Below are 14,456 nucleotides of genomic sequence, written 5' to 3'. Positions count from 1 at the left end.
ACACACTTTAATCGGGTTAAATGAGACAAGCAAACCCAATAAAATCAAGGCTTCCAGCTATATTCACTGATTTATTGCTTGTCTCATTACTTCCGCTTTGGCATATAGGCGTTTGCGGCAATCGCGCATTCCAAAAACATATTATCTTTAGGATCCCTGCAGACATTCACAGCCGCATTCTTTTCGATAATGGTCATTACCTTTGCAATTTGGCTTTTCCACCTTGCTGCGATATCGGGCCTTTTGCTGGCTACTTTATCAATAATACGGCAATACTCTGCCATTATGTCGATAGTTGCAAAGGGCTTTATTTCTTGGCGAAAAATAAGCGACAGGAATTTTCGAGGCGAACCATTCCAAAAAATACCCGAAACAAGTACGTTGGTATCTACAACGACGTTCATCGATTTTCCTTGATGAACGTGCTTAGCATATCCGGAGTCGTTTCCAGTTCACTTGTGATTTTATCCGTCTCTTCCGCAAGAGTCTTGAATTCAGACATGCTGGGCATAAGTACCGGCTTGAGCAAAATATTCGTACCATCGCACACGACAATCAGCTTATCCCCGGTATCCAGGTTCAGTTGATTACGGATACTCCTTGGAATGACAATTTGCCCTTTTGTCGATAGGCTTGTTATTTCTAGAGTGTCCATAGCGCCTCCGGTAAGATATTCTTACCACAAATATAAATAAAAACTTCGTGGCAGTCAATAGTCCAAATTAAAAACGGCTCTAATCCCAGGATTGCATCCATTTTTTCTGATTTTATATCAATTCGCCCGTTCTGCAAGGTAGAGAGGCTCTTTGTCCATCCAGTCCTGTTTTCGGTAGGACGACATGGATAGGCGCAATCCAGCAAAAAGAGCTTGATAAAACCACCCCTTAGAACATCACCCTATAGCGAATCTGCTTTTCAAAGCTACGGCCCTTGAGGTCGCGGTAGGCCTTGCGGGCGGGCACCTGCAAATCGTGGCGCACAGCACGCGGGACAATCGCGGTCGTTCCGCTGCTGGAACTAGACTGCGGTTCAGCGGTTCCTGAGCTGGTCGAAGGGTCGCTGGAGCTGGAAACCGGGTCGCCACACGGTGCTTGGTTGCAGACAACCTGCATCGGCTCAAAGATGAGATTCCCGAGAATCGCCTCGCCGGAAATTCCCGATGCCGTCAGGTACAGGTCCTTGATGCCGCGCAGGCCCATATCGCCCGAGCATTTTGCCGCAGACCAGCCGCCACCCATGAGAGAACTATTTGACAGGTCACATGTGAAGACCGCAGTCCCGTCCTTCTTGCCGTCGCGAATCACGATCTTGCCCGACGAAGCATTTTTCACCTGAAGGAAAACATTGCCGATATCCTTGAGCGAATCAAGCACCACGTTCTCGAAAATCGCATAGCCGCCGTCCTTGATGGCGAACTCGTCGTCCGCAGTCAAACGCACGCGGATGCCGTTGTCAAAGCCGTTCGCGGGAATCGTATCGCGGATAATGCGCAAGAAGTCGATGCGGTCGAGTTCCGCAAAATTTCCGTTCGGCGAAGGTTCCAGTTCTATGAAGTTGCCACCGCGCTTGAGTTTCGCAGGCACCATCACCACGGACTTTTCGGGGAAAGTGCCCCAGGAACCCGTCGGCGGGAGCGTCACCGTCTGCGACTTGCCATTCACCGTCACCTTGTGCGTCGCGGCCGCATCTCCACCGTTCGCGTAGCGGTAACGCAGCAGGTAATCGCCCGCCTGCATAATGTTCATCGGCAGGCGAATCTTAGTGCCCTCGGTATTCACGTACGCGAGGTATTCCCCGTTCGAGGCCGTATTGCTGCGCGTAATCGCGAGGTCGCCCGAAACAGCGCGGGTCAGCACGCCGTGCTCAACTTCGGCACTCAAATAACGCCCGAGGAAGGGCTGTCCCATCTCAGCCCAGTTATCCTCGGTGAAGACAATATCACGTATATGAATGTGATTGTACTTGTCTCCGTTCAAGTCGTAGTAGTGGTGCACAAATCGCACGCGGTTCAGGTCCTGGAAGGCCTCGCCGCCGCCCGGACCCACGTAGCGCCCGTAGCGTTCCAAGAGAATCGTGCCGCCGCCCGTCGCCATATTGTAACCAGCGCGGTCCTTGTACGGTCCGGTTACTATATCTGCACGGCCGTAAGCCGTCTTGTACGTTGTCTGCTCGATGTTTGCGCCCTGCTGGCAGCACTTGTCCCATGCCGTAAACAGGAAGTACTGCCCGCCATGCTCAATCAGGCTCGGGCCTTCTTCGGCGCCGCCGCTCGCGCTGCTGGTACGGCGCGCAATGTTGTAGACCGTCTTGTCGTCGCTCGCCTGGTAGCCTGTCGTTGCATCTAACTTAATCAGCTGAATGCCAAGCCCGAACGAACCGAACGCCATCCAGTAATTGCCCTCGGTGTCACGCACAACGTCGGCATCGATGGCATTGTACTTGTCGCTAGTCGTCGTGTGGAAAACGTGGCCGTGGTCGGTCCAGCCGTAGCCCGATGAGCCCGGCATAATGGACTTTGTGGACTGGTAGCCGATTGCCGAAGAACGCTTGCCAAAGACGGACACGCAGTAATACACGCGGTACTCGCCGTTCATGTAGAAAACGTCGGGAGCCCAGATACCCTCGGTGCCCGGAGCATAGGTGTAGGCCCACTGCGGAATGGCGCTCACGGTCGACTTGTGGTCGCGCCAGGTGTATGCGTCTTCGGATGTCCAGAGTTGCAGATTGTTGTTGGTGCTCATGAGGGCGTAGCCGTCCTCGAACCGTACCATGCTCGGGTCGTGACCGGGTTGCAAATTATCCTTCGCATACCAGTCGGCAGCGGAGGAAACCGACACTCCAAACGCAAGCCCAAGGCCAACACGCCCGAACATAGCACGCACGCCGAAGCGTGATCCCATACCAAACATAAACTGCTCCCTTTCCGAGGTTTACACGCAGTAATATATATTAATTGAGAACCGTAGTCAACATATTTTTACTTTAAAAGTCTACATATTTGCGCAGAAATATACTATTAAACAAGATGTCAATATTGTTTATGTAATAAAAAGTCTACGTTTGACTTGTTTTTTATATTTTAGCCATGTTCATATTCCTGTTTATCCTTCTCGCGGGCCTCGCCCTTATATACATAAACGTGAGTGCTGTCGCCCCGGGCAAGAAGGGCAAGCTGGTTGCGCTCGGGGTGCTTGTCGCGATTTTTGCAGGCATGTCGTTCCGCGATACGCTCGCGGGTAGTGCCGTGGTGGCGTTTACCTCCGTGTGGCTGTGCCAGGCGTTGCTCGTTTATATCCCGTGGGGCATTTTCAGGGTGGTGCGGAGAATTGTGAGGCGCGCCCCGATGGAGGCGGGCATGCTTATGCGCGTGAGCCGCGGGCTGCTCGCATTTACCGTCGCGCTTACCGCGGGCCTGTTCCTTTACGGCGTTCCGCACAATAGTGAATACAAACTAATAGAAACCCGCGTGGAGCTGCCTGCACGCTACTTTGCGGAGCCCCAGGCAGGCGATGCATTTGATACCATCGCACAGCCAGAAACTGCCGCGGAGTCTCGCGAATTTACTGCCGTATTTTTCAGCGACATTCACGTGGACCCGCTGTTTGACCGCGCGAAACTCGAGCGCATGATAGCCCACGTGGATTCCATTGCGCCTGACTACCTGCTTTTCGGCGGCGACCTTGCCGATGTGCCGATGCCGAAGCTGGACGAGTGGGGCTATGATAGTTTGTTCAAAACGCTGACCTCGAAGGCGAAAATCGCCGCCGTCGCCATCAACGGGAATCACGAGGGAATGCAGGAACGACCCGGTTCCGATCCGGGAGAATGGATGCGCAAGGTCGGGTTCGTGATGCTCGACGATTCTAGCGCCTGCATTGGGCCCGCGTGCTTTACGGGCCGTACCGATTTCCAGGTGGCGCGCCACCGCGACATCGACCGCCTGCCGCTAGCGACTATCGCCCCGCGCGATACCACGCGCCCGTGGATCCTGCTGGATCACCAGCCGAAGGGAATCGAGCCGGAATATTCCGGACGCCTGCCCGACTACGCGCTCTCGGGACACACGCACAACGGGCAGTTCTTCCCCGGGAACATCGTCATCAATTTCGTGTGGAGGCTCGCATTCGGCGAGGGCGTGCTCGATGGCGTACGCTGGCTCGTGAGTGCCGGCGTGGACTGCTGGGGGCCGCCCGTGCGCGTAGGCACCGACGCCGACATGTGGGTCTTGCACTTTGTGGCCGGCGGGCGATAAAGATTCGCTACCACAGCATCGCTTTCGTCACGTCGCTCGCCTCGTTCTTGCCGCCGTGGGCGCTGTCGCTGCCCGAAGACGCCTCCGTCCCGAGGAACCTTTCCTGTGCATCGTTGATGAACCGTATTTTCCCGTGGTTGTTGCCCTTCTTGATGATTTCCATATTGAAGAACTTCGCCACCCTCATGCCGTCCTTGCCCTGGACGCCTTCCTGCCGCGCCGCCATTTCGAGCTCGCGTTTTTTCGCATCGTACTCGTTGAAGGTACGGACCGCATCCGCGTTGGCCGCGAGGATATCCTCGATAAATGACTTTGTTCGTACCCTTGGCGACTTGTCCGTAGTGGGCACGTTCGGTAGGGCGAGCGTCAGTATGCGCACCAGCTGGCACATGTATTCGTTCGGGTACATCTCGCTTTCGGGCGGGAGTACGAGCGGCAGGTAACGGACTCCCTTGACGTTCTTTGAATTCAGGTTCTGCCTGAGCGCATCCGATTTTGTAGACGCCTGGTGCAGCTGTTCCCTTGCATCGCGCAGTTCCGCTTCCGCCTTCTCGCGCTTTTCGTCCGCCTCCACGGCGAGACTTTCCCAGGTGTTGCGCTCGTCCAGGCAGTTGTCGTACTTTCGCTTGAGCGAATCGTATTTCGCGTGCTCGTCCTTGTACTGGTCGCGTTCCGCCGTGACGCGCTCGAGGTCGTTCATCAGCTTCTCAACAAGGCACGACATGTCCATGCGGGCCTGCCGCGCCTGCAGCCATTCCTCGCGCATCTCGTTTATGGTGTTCAGCTTCTCGACACGTTCGCGCTCGACAAGTTCGTTCTCGTAGTCTTCGCGTGCCGTGAGCAGGTCGTCCCACGTGAAGTTGAACTTGAGCGAGAGATTCGCCTTGAGAATCTTGGGGAATATGTCCTGCACCAGCGTCTCGGGATTCTCGGCCCAGTCCACCACATCGAAACGGTTGAATATGGTAATGGGCTGGCCCGTGTAGCAGATGCCGATCTCGCCACCCTGCGGGATTCGTTTGTCTGTAAATTCCTGCGCGAGACGGTCCCTCAGCATGGGGTTCTGCTCTGCGAATACGTGCGCGACGCCGAACAGGCTTTCGGCCACCTTGCTCGGCATGAGCGCGTGAGTCTTTGCCGAACAGCTCAGGTACACGATGGGCAGCACGTTGCGTAGCCCGCCGGTCAGTGCGCTTTTCGCACGGTCGATCTCGCTCGGCTCCAGGATATGCGCCTGCCGCTTGATCTCGTCGATGGCACCGTCTCCATCCTGGAAGTTCGTGAGCAGCAGTTCTATGACGCGCGGGCGTGCAATTCGCGGCGGCCGCTTGTCACGCCCGAGGTCGCAGTCCAGCGAGACGAAGCAGAACGCGTGCTCCTCCGTCCTCTTGATGGCAATCTGCGTTTTCCAGATGCGGCCGGACACGGCGTCCTTGGTGGTGAACGTGAACCCGATGTAGTCGCAGAGTTTCCACGAGAAGGAGTTGTATTCCAGCTTGTCGCCCGCAAACTCAAACTTGTCGGAAGGATTCTCGTCGAAGTCGATATCCCTGGGTAGCTTGCGGAATAGGTGCTCGTAATAACGCTTGCCACGCTCGTCCTTGCTGCTGCCAAGCCAGGCGTATATGCATTCGCGGTACAGTTCGTCCCACGGCATGTCACTACGCAGGTTAAAAGAAGTTCTAATTAACTGCATAAAAGTCCCCTAGAAATTTTTTTTGGAAAGATAGTTGAAGGAAGGAAGGGTGTCAAAGGTTTTCACCAATCATAGATGAAAATGCGCGGGCAAAGACATGCCCACGCGGCATATATCTTAATAGATGATCAGGAACTACTTACCTCCCTTGAAAAGCTTGCTGGTCGGGTTCAACTGGATCGAACGGTTCTTGTGCACAGCAAGGTACTGCTTGTTGAAGCCGCTCGTGCCGCGGTTGGCGTTCTTCTGGTTGGCGTGGTTGTCACGCGGGGTGAGTTTGGACATTGTCATCTCCTTGTTTGGGGTTAGAATTCGTCGTCGTCATCATCGCCGTCCATGAGGCGCGACATGAGCTCGTCACCGATCCGGAAGGTCACATCGAAGGATTCGAGCCCATCCTGGGCAGACGTTCCAACGAACTTGACCAAGCCATTCGACTTCAGGTCGGCCTTGAACTCCATCTTGGCATAGGTGGTGACGAACGACTTGCCGGTAGACACAAGCATGATCTTGTCGGAACAGACCGTAAGGTTCTCCATGTTCCTGCCGTATTCCTCCGGAATCTCTTCGGGCTCGTTCTTGCCCTTGTCGTACCAACTATCGGGAACGGGCTGGACATCGAGGATATAGGGCATCTCCCCCTCCGGGTTCCACAGGGTCATAAGGAAGGCGCCCTTCAGCCCCTGCCAGACATTCCCCGTTTCCATGGCCTTCATGCCGATGGCCGTCACTTCGTAGCCGTTCTGCTTGTCGTAAGCAAGCAGGCCCTGCTGCTTGAAGAAGAAGAGGATGTTCTTGACAGCGGCCCTGCGGGCCTCGCCGTTGTCGCAGAAGAGGTCGCGACAGATATCCACCTCGTTGGCATGCGGATGTTCCACGAAGTACTTGAGGAACGGGCAGATCCACAAGTTCTTCCTGAGGGCGCTGATTTCGCCCTTGATGACGCGGAAAGCGATCTTGTTATTGATATTGAGTTTCATGGTTAGGTCCTCCTATGGATTACAGGTTATGGGTTATGTTCTTGAGTTTCTGGACAATGCGGCCAAGCGCTCCCTGGCCCTTGCTCATGGCGCGCCAGTTGCCGACGTTCACCATCATGTAGCGAGCGCGGGTGATGGCGACGTTCAGGCGGTTCGGGGCACCGATGAAGCAGGTCGCGACCTGGTTGCTGTAGCTGAGGAACACGATGTCCGCCTCGTGCCCCTGGAAGGAGTCTACGGAACCCACGCTGAACGTCACAAACTTCGAACAGTCCTTGAACACGCGCAGGCAAACGTTCTTCAGTTCCTCGGCCTGTTCCTTGTAGAACGAAAGGACCGCGACAGACCACTTACCGTCCTTCTTGGGCTTCGCCTTCGCGAACTCGCGGAACTTTTCCAGTTCGTTTGCAATCCAACGCTGTTCATTCCTGTTGCGGTTCTTGTGGTCGCAGCGCCCCCTGATGTTCTCCCAGTGCACATGCTTCTTGCCAAAACGTTTGTACGGCCACTCGCGCTTGCCCTCCATGTGCTCGGAACGCATCGCCATGCCGTCGTAGAACTCGTCGGAGGCAAGCTGCGCGATCTGCTGGTGGCTACGATGCTGGTAAGAGAGCTTGACACAGCGTTCATCGAGCATCTTCTCGGGAATCCCGCGGAAAAGGGCGAGGTCCCTGTATTCACCGTAGCCCCTGCTCAGGAGCTCCATGCACGAAGGCAGGTAGATCTGCTCGAAGATGCGGATGCGCTTCTTGCAGGCTTCCTCGTCCCCCTCGGGGATCATCTGGTCAACTTCTTCCTTCAGGCGGGTGAGCGTACTCTTGTCGGCGTTCACGTCGTTATCGCGCTGTTCGAACATACGGATCAGCCTCCACGAAATCTCGTCGTGCCACTCCTTGGGCTCGTTCTCGTCATAGCGATCAAAGAGCTTCTCGCGGTTGTAACGTGCGGCCGCCACCCATTCCTGCATGCCTTCCGCATGGAGGATGCGCCCGGTGTTCTTGTCGCGGGCCACACGAACGGTGGTCACGCGGGGCGCAATCATGTCACGCTTTTCCTTGAGCGAGGGCAGGGTTCCCACGATAACGGTAGCGTAGGGCAACACATCATCGTACTCGGGCTTATCGGCATCGGCAAAGAGGATGTTGTACTTCTTGGCATACTCCTTGTACAAGTAGGCGTCCATCTCGGATTCCTTCTCCACCAGCAACACGGTCTGGCGCATCTGCTTGCCGGCAGACATCAGCAGCGAATCCGAAGCCACGGTGTATTCGCGCTCCTTGTCGGAATCATCCGGGTAGCAAATCTGCAGGTTCTCGGCCAAGTCATCGTCGCTCACGTAGGGCGGCAGCTGCTGGATATCACCCACGATAATCCAGTGCTTGCAAAGGCATGCCGGAACAAGGAATTCCTGGATAGTGGTCTTGGAGGCTTCATCAAGAATCAGGCAGTCGAACGGCGGCTCCTCAATACCCTTCAACCTCAACTTCTTCATCACTTCAAGAGATGCCCCGAAGGTGGTACCCGCGACAATGGGCGTGTTTTCCTGAAGGAGCTCATACAGCAGCTGGTTATCCTTGACATCGCTATGTTCCAGGAGTTCCTGCTGGACTGCGGTACGCTTGTCTTCGGGAACCCTCTTCAGGCGTTCCTGGAGCGCCCTGGCCTCCGTCTTCATAAAGGGCCTGCCGTTAATGAACTTCTTGGCGTCGTTGCTGATGTTGGGATTGTCCTCGCAGCCGTAGCGCTTGACGCAGGTAAGGTCCAGGTGATCCTTCAGCTTTTCCAGGATGTTGTCAACCGCCACGTTGGTAGAGGCGACAAGCAGAATGCGCTTGCCACGCTTGACCATCTGGATGATAAGTTCGATGATGGCGGTAGTCTTGCCGGAGCCGGGAGGCCCGACCTTGATGGTGAAATCCGGAGTGGAGAGGGCGTTGCAGACAAACTTGCGCTGTTCGTCGTTGCCCGGGCGGTCGTTATCCTTAAGGATATAGTAGTCATCATCGACAAGTTCGGTAGGCATGAAACTCGGAAGGTCCAGTTCCCCCTTCTGCATGATACTGGTAAGGGCTTCGGGAATCTTTTTGGGGATGCCATAGCAGAATTCGAAATCGTCCACCTCTTTGCGGGCAGCCACGCCCAGGTCCCCGCGCTCACCGCTGACATGCTCCATCACCGCGATTTCGGCGGCAATCTGGACGGTGGAAGGCGGAATGCACAGGATGTGCCCCTCCTTGATGAGCCTCTTCGTCCAGAAGTAGACAGTCTTCTTACCGGTATTCTTGCCTTCGTCAACGCTAAAGCGCACCATATCAATCTGGTTATCAGGATCAAGTTCCACCCTGGGCACCTTGTTTTCGGGCACCATATAGACGCGGGCGAAATTTGTCCCCTTCTTGACAGCCTGAACGAAGCTGTTCTGGATGTCCTCGAACTTGGCGTTGGTGCGGTTCGATTCGGTCATCACGTACTTGAAACCATGACGATCCTTCTCTAGGTACTTTCCTTCGAAGAGGGTGGTCTGGAAGCCATTGAGGCGGAGCTCGATCTCCTTCTCAAGGGCGTGGAGATAATGCTTGGTCGTACACATAATTGTGGTCCTCCTAGTCAAGTGAAAATCAAACAAAAGGCATTACGCCGCGGGAGCACATGCCACCTTAGTCTTACGGCCCACCAGCGCCTTGCAAGCGACAGGGTACGAGACGTAAAGGCTACCGCATTCAATGTCCATGATACGGTCATTGACGTCGCCGAGTTCGCAGGCGATTTCGTGGATACGCGCATTGATAGCGCGGACCTCCCTGGCGCTAAGGGCATAAGCCCTCCTGGCAAGACGCTTTTCCAGCGTCTCGATACGGTAGACAAGGATACCCTTCATGTTCTTGAGGGCGTGGAGAGAACGGACGGAGTTTTTCATAGTGACACCTCACTGTTGAAAGTTTTTCTTTTTTCGTACCGCGACTGCGGGGAGTTAGCATCTTCGGCCAATCGGCCGACACCAGCAATAAGCAAGAAGTGTGCCAAAAGTATTTTTGGCGTTTTTGAGCGAATTTCGCCACTTGGTGGATTAAGAAAGCGAAGATATTTTCGCCTATTGCGAAAAATTTTTCGTATATTTATAACCATGAAGAAAAAGATTACCGTACTTACGTGGATGGCAACCAAGAACGACCCCTACGCCCTGAAATCGCTACTGGCCAACCTGGGGAAGGACTACGATATTGTCAAGGTCCTGTACATCTACCAGAAAGGCCTGATTGCCCGCAACAAGGATGCCCGAGAAAAGTTCGAGGGCGCAAAGGCGGTGTACCCCGGCCTCACTACCATCCCCGTCAGCGTTAAGGACCCGACAGCACACAAGGAAATTTTCGACATCGTCAAGGGGAAAATTGTCCCCATGGTCCAGAACGAGGAAAACCTGGTCATTAACCTTTCTTCGGGTACCCCGACCATGCACGCCGTCTGGCTTCTCCTGTTTGCATGGGGGAACTTCCCGACAGGGACAAAACTCATCTCCTCCCAAATCAAGCGCGATACCAATGAAACGACATGCGATGAAGTCGATTTCCCCGTAAAGACGCTCTTTACCGAATTACGCAAGTACGAAAAGGAAAATCCGGACAAGCCGTTTTACCGGATAGATGCGAAAACAGAGATCCTAAAGGAAACTTACGAAAAGATAAAGGTGTATTCCGAATTTCCGAATGTTCCAATACTTCTGCTCGGCGAACGGGGCATCGGCAAGAGCACCATAGTGGGCTCACACATAAAGTCGGCGAAGGGCGGTAAAGAAGTCACCCCCCTAGTCTGTGGTTCGCTTAATTCCAACCTGCTAGAATCAAAGCTGTTCGGACACAAGAAGGGCGCCTTTACCGGGGCCATCAAAGATGAGGACGGCCTTTTGAAAAAAGCCGACAACGGCATCCTGTTCCTGGACGAAATCCAGGACATGCCTAAACACGTTCAGCGCATGCTCCTGCAGACATTGCAGACTCACAAATACCGTATACTTGGCGATACCGAGGAGCAGGAAACGAACATGGAACTCGTATGCGCATCGAACCTGCCCGAAAAAGAATTACGGCAAAAACTGGACCCCGACTTTTACGACCGCATCGCAGTTTTCAAGGTTACGCTGCCCCCGTTGCGCGAGTGCCGCGAAGACATCCTTACCTACTGGCATGATGTCTGGGTACGCAAGCGGCCCGAGGGTTCCGAACAGGAAGCCCCGATGGACCCCACACTAAAGAAATTCCTGACGACTTCTAGTTTGTCTGGAAACTTCCGTACCCTGGAGAAACTTGCCTACCACATTCTCGCATGGCAGAGCAAGAAGACGATCAAAGAGATATTGGAAGAGATGCCCCCCGAAGAAGACGCTAGCGACAATAATCCCGAGAGCGTGAGCCTTGACGAATTCTGTGAAATGCCATGGAACAAAGCGGTTGACCGTTTTCAACACATGCTTGCGGAATATTCCTGCAGAAAATATGGTACGCAGAAACTCGCCGCCGAAAAACAGAATTGTACGCCAAGAACCCTGCAGTATGCCTTGAAAAAATAAGGTCGGCATGAAATGCGCAATCGTTAGACATTCTGATAAGAAATTTTTTAGAAAAAGGCTTGTTTTTTCTTGTTTTAGGGTTTATATTTAGATTGTCGTTGAAAGGATTGTTGACTTGTTATAATTTTTTGGAGACGATTTTTTCAAATGACAAGGCATTTTTGTTTTTTCGTTTGAAACATCCCTTTTTGAAGAGATGTTTTTGTTGTTTCCAGAAAAGAACTAAAGTTGAACATTCTTTTTAAGGAAATATGACTATGGATACAGATAGACTGGAATGGCGTTTTGCCAATTTGAAGCATCATATTAGGGATGGCATAGATTTTGAAGGTCGGTTCTTCGGCACGGACAAGGGCGAGTATACAAAATTTATTGAGGAAGCACGACAAGAATTGGTGGAAATGCCGGTGCCGGAATATGATGAAAAGAACCCGGACCTGCTAACGCTCTACTTTGTTCTGGCGAGTGCACTTTACCTGGTGTATGACTTGTTTTCGCTGAAGTCGCCCCGGTATCAGGCGGAGCGGGATGAATTGGCGTGCCGGGTGAGGGAAAGTGTCGGAAGAATCCCCCTGCGAGATAGGGTTTCTCGCTCCGATCGCGTGGCATGTGATTTTGATATTATTAATCCCGCAAAATTGGACGAGAATAGGGGCACGGACGTTCCGTATGAATGGCTTCATCATGAAGACGCTTGGCTTGATGAAAGGCTCTGGCCTTTTAAGGCGTTTATTGATACGGGCAAGGTTCCCAAGATGGGGTTATCTGGATTCCTTTGGCTGTTCCTGAAATATTTCAGGCATTCTCTCCCTGTCGGTTTTGAAAATTACGATATTGTCGGTGACAATTTTTTTGATTCCCTGGCGGCCTACTGCGCCTATGCCCGCAATGAGGAAAAGCTGATTGAGAACGTCAACAACTACGCACTGAACCTTTTTGCCAATATCAAGGGGAGGAGTTTATCTTTTGAAAGGGGGCTTCGCAAGTTAAGGTACATTTGTAAAAAAGGTAACCTTCTGACAACTATAAAGGATAACGAGGAATTCATTGACCTGTTGAGGTACCATAACTTTGTGAAGGCTTCTAATAGGGGTTACAACTCCCTGTATAATAGTCTTCTCAATTTGGTGAATAAGGCTTTTGATTCCGAAGATGACTGTGCTTTTGGGGATGAACCCAAGCAAGAAAGGCTGCTGGATTCTATACGTTCCATCTTGAGTCAGAAAATAACTTTCTTGAAGAAGTGGCCTTTCCTGGCGATGTTCTGCTATATGATGGTCCATTACCTGGAAGAAGAGGAACTGCTCCAACTTTTCAAGAAACCCGTCGGAGAAGGTGGTGAACTTATTTTCAAGGATATTAAAGAATGTCCTGGGCTACAATGCCTGTTCTTCTTCACGCTGTTCGACATGAGCTATGGCGCAAAGGTCAATGGACGATATGAAATCGGTGATGATTTCCTTACCGCCCTTGAGAGGGGGGATTGGTTTGAACCTGCGGTGCAGAGCAAGTTGTTTATGCGCATTCTTGAACAGAATGGCATAAACTGCTCTATTACTGCCGACGAGATGACATTTAAAAAGTATATCGACAAGCGCTTTTTTGCCACGCAGTCGGTTTTGAATCTGATGTATAATGTGGCTTGCTATTCGGAATCGAGGGCAATCCTGAATATCACGCAACAAATCAATAATATCGGTGAACACCGTTCCGTGTTCGTGTACCCCAAGGTGCAGGCGACCTTTGCAAATGAACCGGAAAATAAGGCGGAAAATTGGGTAAAGCCCTATACAAAACGCTATACAGACTATACTGCCGATGAGCAGAAGAAGATGAAGTTGGAATCTGACAAGATGAAGAAGATTGACTGCGGCATCCTTCTTCCAAATTATCTTCAGCAGATTCCGGGTTGTAGCAACCAGTTTTTTTCCAGAAACTTTGAAATGAAGCTCTTCTTGCAGACAGATGTATCCTGCGTGCCCGGCCCCGAAGGGATTCTGCAGAAGAGAGATTATCACTTGCAAAGGAACCGTAGAATGTTGGAATGCGGGTATTTGCATTATGCCCGCAATATGAAGACGCATAACGTTGATCTCAATTATACTGGCAGTCTGCTCAATTCGAGGCATTACCCAGATTTGTTGCGCATCCTGTATTCACTGATGAGGCAAATGCAGAAGGATTGTTCCCAGTCTGATTTGAATAATCGCTTGTTCAAGTTTGAAGATTCTAATTCTCTGGATGACGACTCTATATGGGATACCATGTGGATTTCGAATGAAAAATGGTTGCTAGAGGAAGCCATTGAAAAAAAAGATGAAATGGGATTGCTTGATTACTTGAAATCCTGTGAGAGCATGATTGAAAGGTCGGTCCTAGATAAGGATACTGATAAATCGGCTGTAGAATTGTTCCAGGACCTGGCCAATTTGCACAAGAGATTGGTGGGTCGGTTTTCGCCCAATGTGGATGCCGCTGCGATGAAGGTAAGTGATGCGGCAAAGGGAAAGCTCCTGGCGATGCAGGAGTCCTACGATGCCGTAAGTTATGACTTGTTCAAGAATGAACCTGATTACGGTTCGCCGTTCCTGAAGAAATGCATCTCCCTACTGTTGCAGGTAATCCAGTGTGTAACGAGTACGGCTGGTGTTGTAGACCAGTTGAAGAAAAAATCCGAGTTCAATGAAGAAGGTGTACAGAGGCCTCTGCTGAATCGCGAGGGTGATGTTACCTTTGAGGACATGGGCGATCAGGTGACCTATCCGAAGGCCCTGGTAAAGGAATTGCGGGCCTTTTTGGACACAGTTTTTGGAATGGAATATCTTCGCCAATCCGAGAACGATCGCATCAACAGGAATGTATTCCACCTTTATGGGTACAAGATTATGCTCTATCTCATGAAGGTGACTCTGCAGATGACTCGCATGGACTTGAAGGCTGTTTACGGCGGCCGGAATTAAACCG

General features: G+C 52.2%; 11 protein-coding genes. 3 read left to right on the top strand and 8 right to left on the bottom strand.

Going from position 1 to position 14,456, the window contains the following annotated elements; translation table 11 throughout:
* Nucleotides 1-86: 86 nt before the first annotated feature.
* From CRO08_RS16295 to CRO08_RS16285, 3 genes are all read right to left on the bottom strand, one after another.
* The gene (locus CRO08_RS16295; RefSeq protein WP_097037088.1) at nucleotides 87-404 is read right to left on the bottom strand and encodes a putative toxin-antitoxin system toxin component, PIN family; all 318 of its coding nucleotides are present in this window, start codon (nucleotides 402-404) and stop codon (nucleotides 87-89) included.
* Complete coding sequence (locus CRO08_RS16290; protein WP_097037087.1) at nucleotides 401-655, bottom strand: AbrB/MazE/SpoVT family DNA-binding domain-containing protein; 255 nt, start codon at nucleotides 653-655, stop codon at nucleotides 401-403. The genes CRO08_RS16295 and CRO08_RS16290 overlap by 4 nt, the downstream gene beginning before the upstream one ends.
* A gap of 229 nt (nucleotides 656-884) precedes the next feature.
* Nucleotides 885-2,900 (bottom strand): family 43 glycosylhydrolase, encoded by a 2,016-nt coding sequence (locus CRO08_RS16285; RefSeq protein ID WP_097037116.1) that lies wholly within the window; start codon nucleotides 2,898-2,900, stop codon nucleotides 885-887.
* A gap of 185 nt (nucleotides 2,901-3,085) precedes the next feature.
* Between CRO08_RS16285 and CRO08_RS16280 the strand changes: the two genes are divergently transcribed.
* Entirely contained in the window at nucleotides 3,086-4,252 is a 1,167-nt protein-coding gene (locus CRO08_RS16280; protein WP_097037086.1) for a metallophosphoesterase, read from the top strand.
* A gap of 7 nt (nucleotides 4,253-4,259) precedes the next feature.
* On the opposite strand, the gene CRO08_RS16275 is transcribed toward CRO08_RS16280, so the two are convergent.
* The 5 genes from CRO08_RS16275 to CRO08_RS16260 all read right to left on the bottom strand — a co-directional run bounded on the left by CRO08_RS16275 (nucleotide 4,260) and on the right by CRO08_RS16260 (nucleotide 9,845).
* On the bottom strand, nucleotides 4,260-5,948 hold the full coding sequence (locus tag CRO08_RS16275; protein ID WP_141398436.1) for a PspA/IM30 family protein: 1,689 nt from the start codon (nucleotides 5,946-5,948) through the stop codon (nucleotides 4,260-4,262).
* 135 nt (nucleotides 5,949-6,083) lie between these two features.
* Complete coding sequence (locus tag CRO08_RS17120) at nucleotides 6,084-6,233, bottom strand: hypothetical protein (RefSeq protein WP_173303459.1); 150 nt, start codon at nucleotides 6,231-6,233, stop codon at nucleotides 6,084-6,086.
* A gap of 20 nt (nucleotides 6,234-6,253) precedes the next feature.
* Nucleotides 6,254-6,928: a hypothetical protein gene (locus tag CRO08_RS16270; protein ID WP_097037084.1), complete on the bottom strand. Its 675-nt coding sequence runs from the start codon at nucleotides 6,926-6,928 to the stop codon at nucleotides 6,254-6,256.
* A gap of 19 nt (nucleotides 6,929-6,947) precedes the next feature.
* Nucleotides 6,948-9,518: a DEAD/DEAH box helicase gene (locus CRO08_RS16265; RefSeq protein ID WP_097037083.1), complete on the bottom strand. Its 2,571-nt coding sequence runs from the start codon at nucleotides 9,516-9,518 to the stop codon at nucleotides 6,948-6,950.
* 42 nt (nucleotides 9,519-9,560) lie between these two features.
* Nucleotides 9,561-9,845, bottom strand: coding sequence for a hypothetical protein (locus tag CRO08_RS16260; protein ID WP_097037082.1), 285 nt, complete (start codon nucleotides 9,843-9,845; stop codon nucleotides 9,561-9,563).
* Between the two features lie 207 nt (nucleotides 9,846-10,052).
* Here CRO08_RS16260 and CRO08_RS16255 point away from each other — a divergent pair, with 207 nt between their 5' ends.
* Together CRO08_RS16255 and CRO08_RS16250 are read left to right on the top strand one after the other, a co-directional pair.
* Nucleotides 10,053-11,492, top strand: coding sequence for a sigma-54 dependent transcriptional regulator (locus CRO08_RS16255; protein WP_097037081.1), 1,440 nt, complete (start codon nucleotides 10,053-10,055; stop codon nucleotides 11,490-11,492).
* Between the two features lie 257 nt (nucleotides 11,493-11,749).
* Nucleotides 11,750-14,452: a hypothetical protein gene (locus CRO08_RS16250; RefSeq protein WP_141398435.1), complete on the top strand. Its 2,703-nt coding sequence runs from the start codon at nucleotides 11,750-11,752 to the stop codon at nucleotides 14,450-14,452.
* Nucleotides 14,453-14,456 lie beyond the last annotated feature (4 nt).

This window comes from Fibrobacter sp. UWT3, assembly GCF_900230125.1.
In the GTDB taxonomy this organism is placed as follows: domain Bacteria; phylum Fibrobacterota; class Fibrobacteria; order Fibrobacterales; family Fibrobacteraceae; genus Fibrobacter.
The sequence above is the reverse complement of the archived record's forward strand: the minus strand, read 5'-3'. Positions and strand labels throughout refer to the sequence as shown.

Excerpts from the sequence above, each read along its gene's own strand:
- CRO08_RS16280 (WP_097037086.1), top strand. The coding sequence starts at position 3,086 with ATGTTCATATTCCTGTTTATCCTTCTCGCGGGCCTCGCCCTTATATAC.
- CRO08_RS16250 (WP_141398435.1), top strand. The coding sequence starts at position 11,750 with ATGGATACAGATAGACTGGAATGGCGTTTTGCCAATTTGAAGCATCAT.
- CRO08_RS16285 (WP_097037116.1), bottom strand. The coding sequence starts at position 2,900 with ATGGGATCACGCTTCGGCGTGCGTGCTATGTTCGGGCGTGTTGGCCTT.
- CRO08_RS16275 (WP_141398436.1), bottom strand. The coding sequence starts at position 5,948 with ATGCAGTTAATTAGAACTTCTTTTAACCTGCGTAGTGACATGCCGTGG.
- CRO08_RS16290 (WP_097037087.1), bottom strand. The coding sequence starts at position 655 with ATGGACACTCTAGAAATAACAAGCCTATCGACAAAAGGGCAAATTGTC.
- CRO08_RS16260 (WP_097037082.1), bottom strand. The coding sequence starts at position 9,845 with ATGAAAAACTCCGTCCGTTCTCTCCACGCCCTCAAGAACATGAAGGGT.
- CRO08_RS16270 (WP_097037084.1), bottom strand. The coding sequence starts at position 6,928 with ATGAAACTCAATATCAATAACAAGATCGCTTTCCGCGTCATCAAGGGC.
- CRO08_RS16265 (WP_097037083.1), bottom strand. The coding sequence starts at position 9,518 with ATGTGTACGACCAAGCATTATCTCCACGCCCTTGAGAAGGAGATCGAG.
- CRO08_RS16255 (WP_097037081.1), top strand. The coding sequence starts at position 10,053 with ATGAAGAAAAAGATTACCGTACTTACGTGGATGGCAACCAAGAACGAC.
- CRO08_RS16295 (WP_097037088.1), bottom strand. The coding sequence starts at position 404 with ATGAACGTCGTTGTAGATACCAACGTACTTGTTTCGGGTATTTTTTGG.
- CRO08_RS17120 (WP_173303459.1), bottom strand. The coding sequence starts at position 6,233 with ATGTCCAAACTCACCCCGCGTGACAACCACGCCAACCAGAAGAACGCC.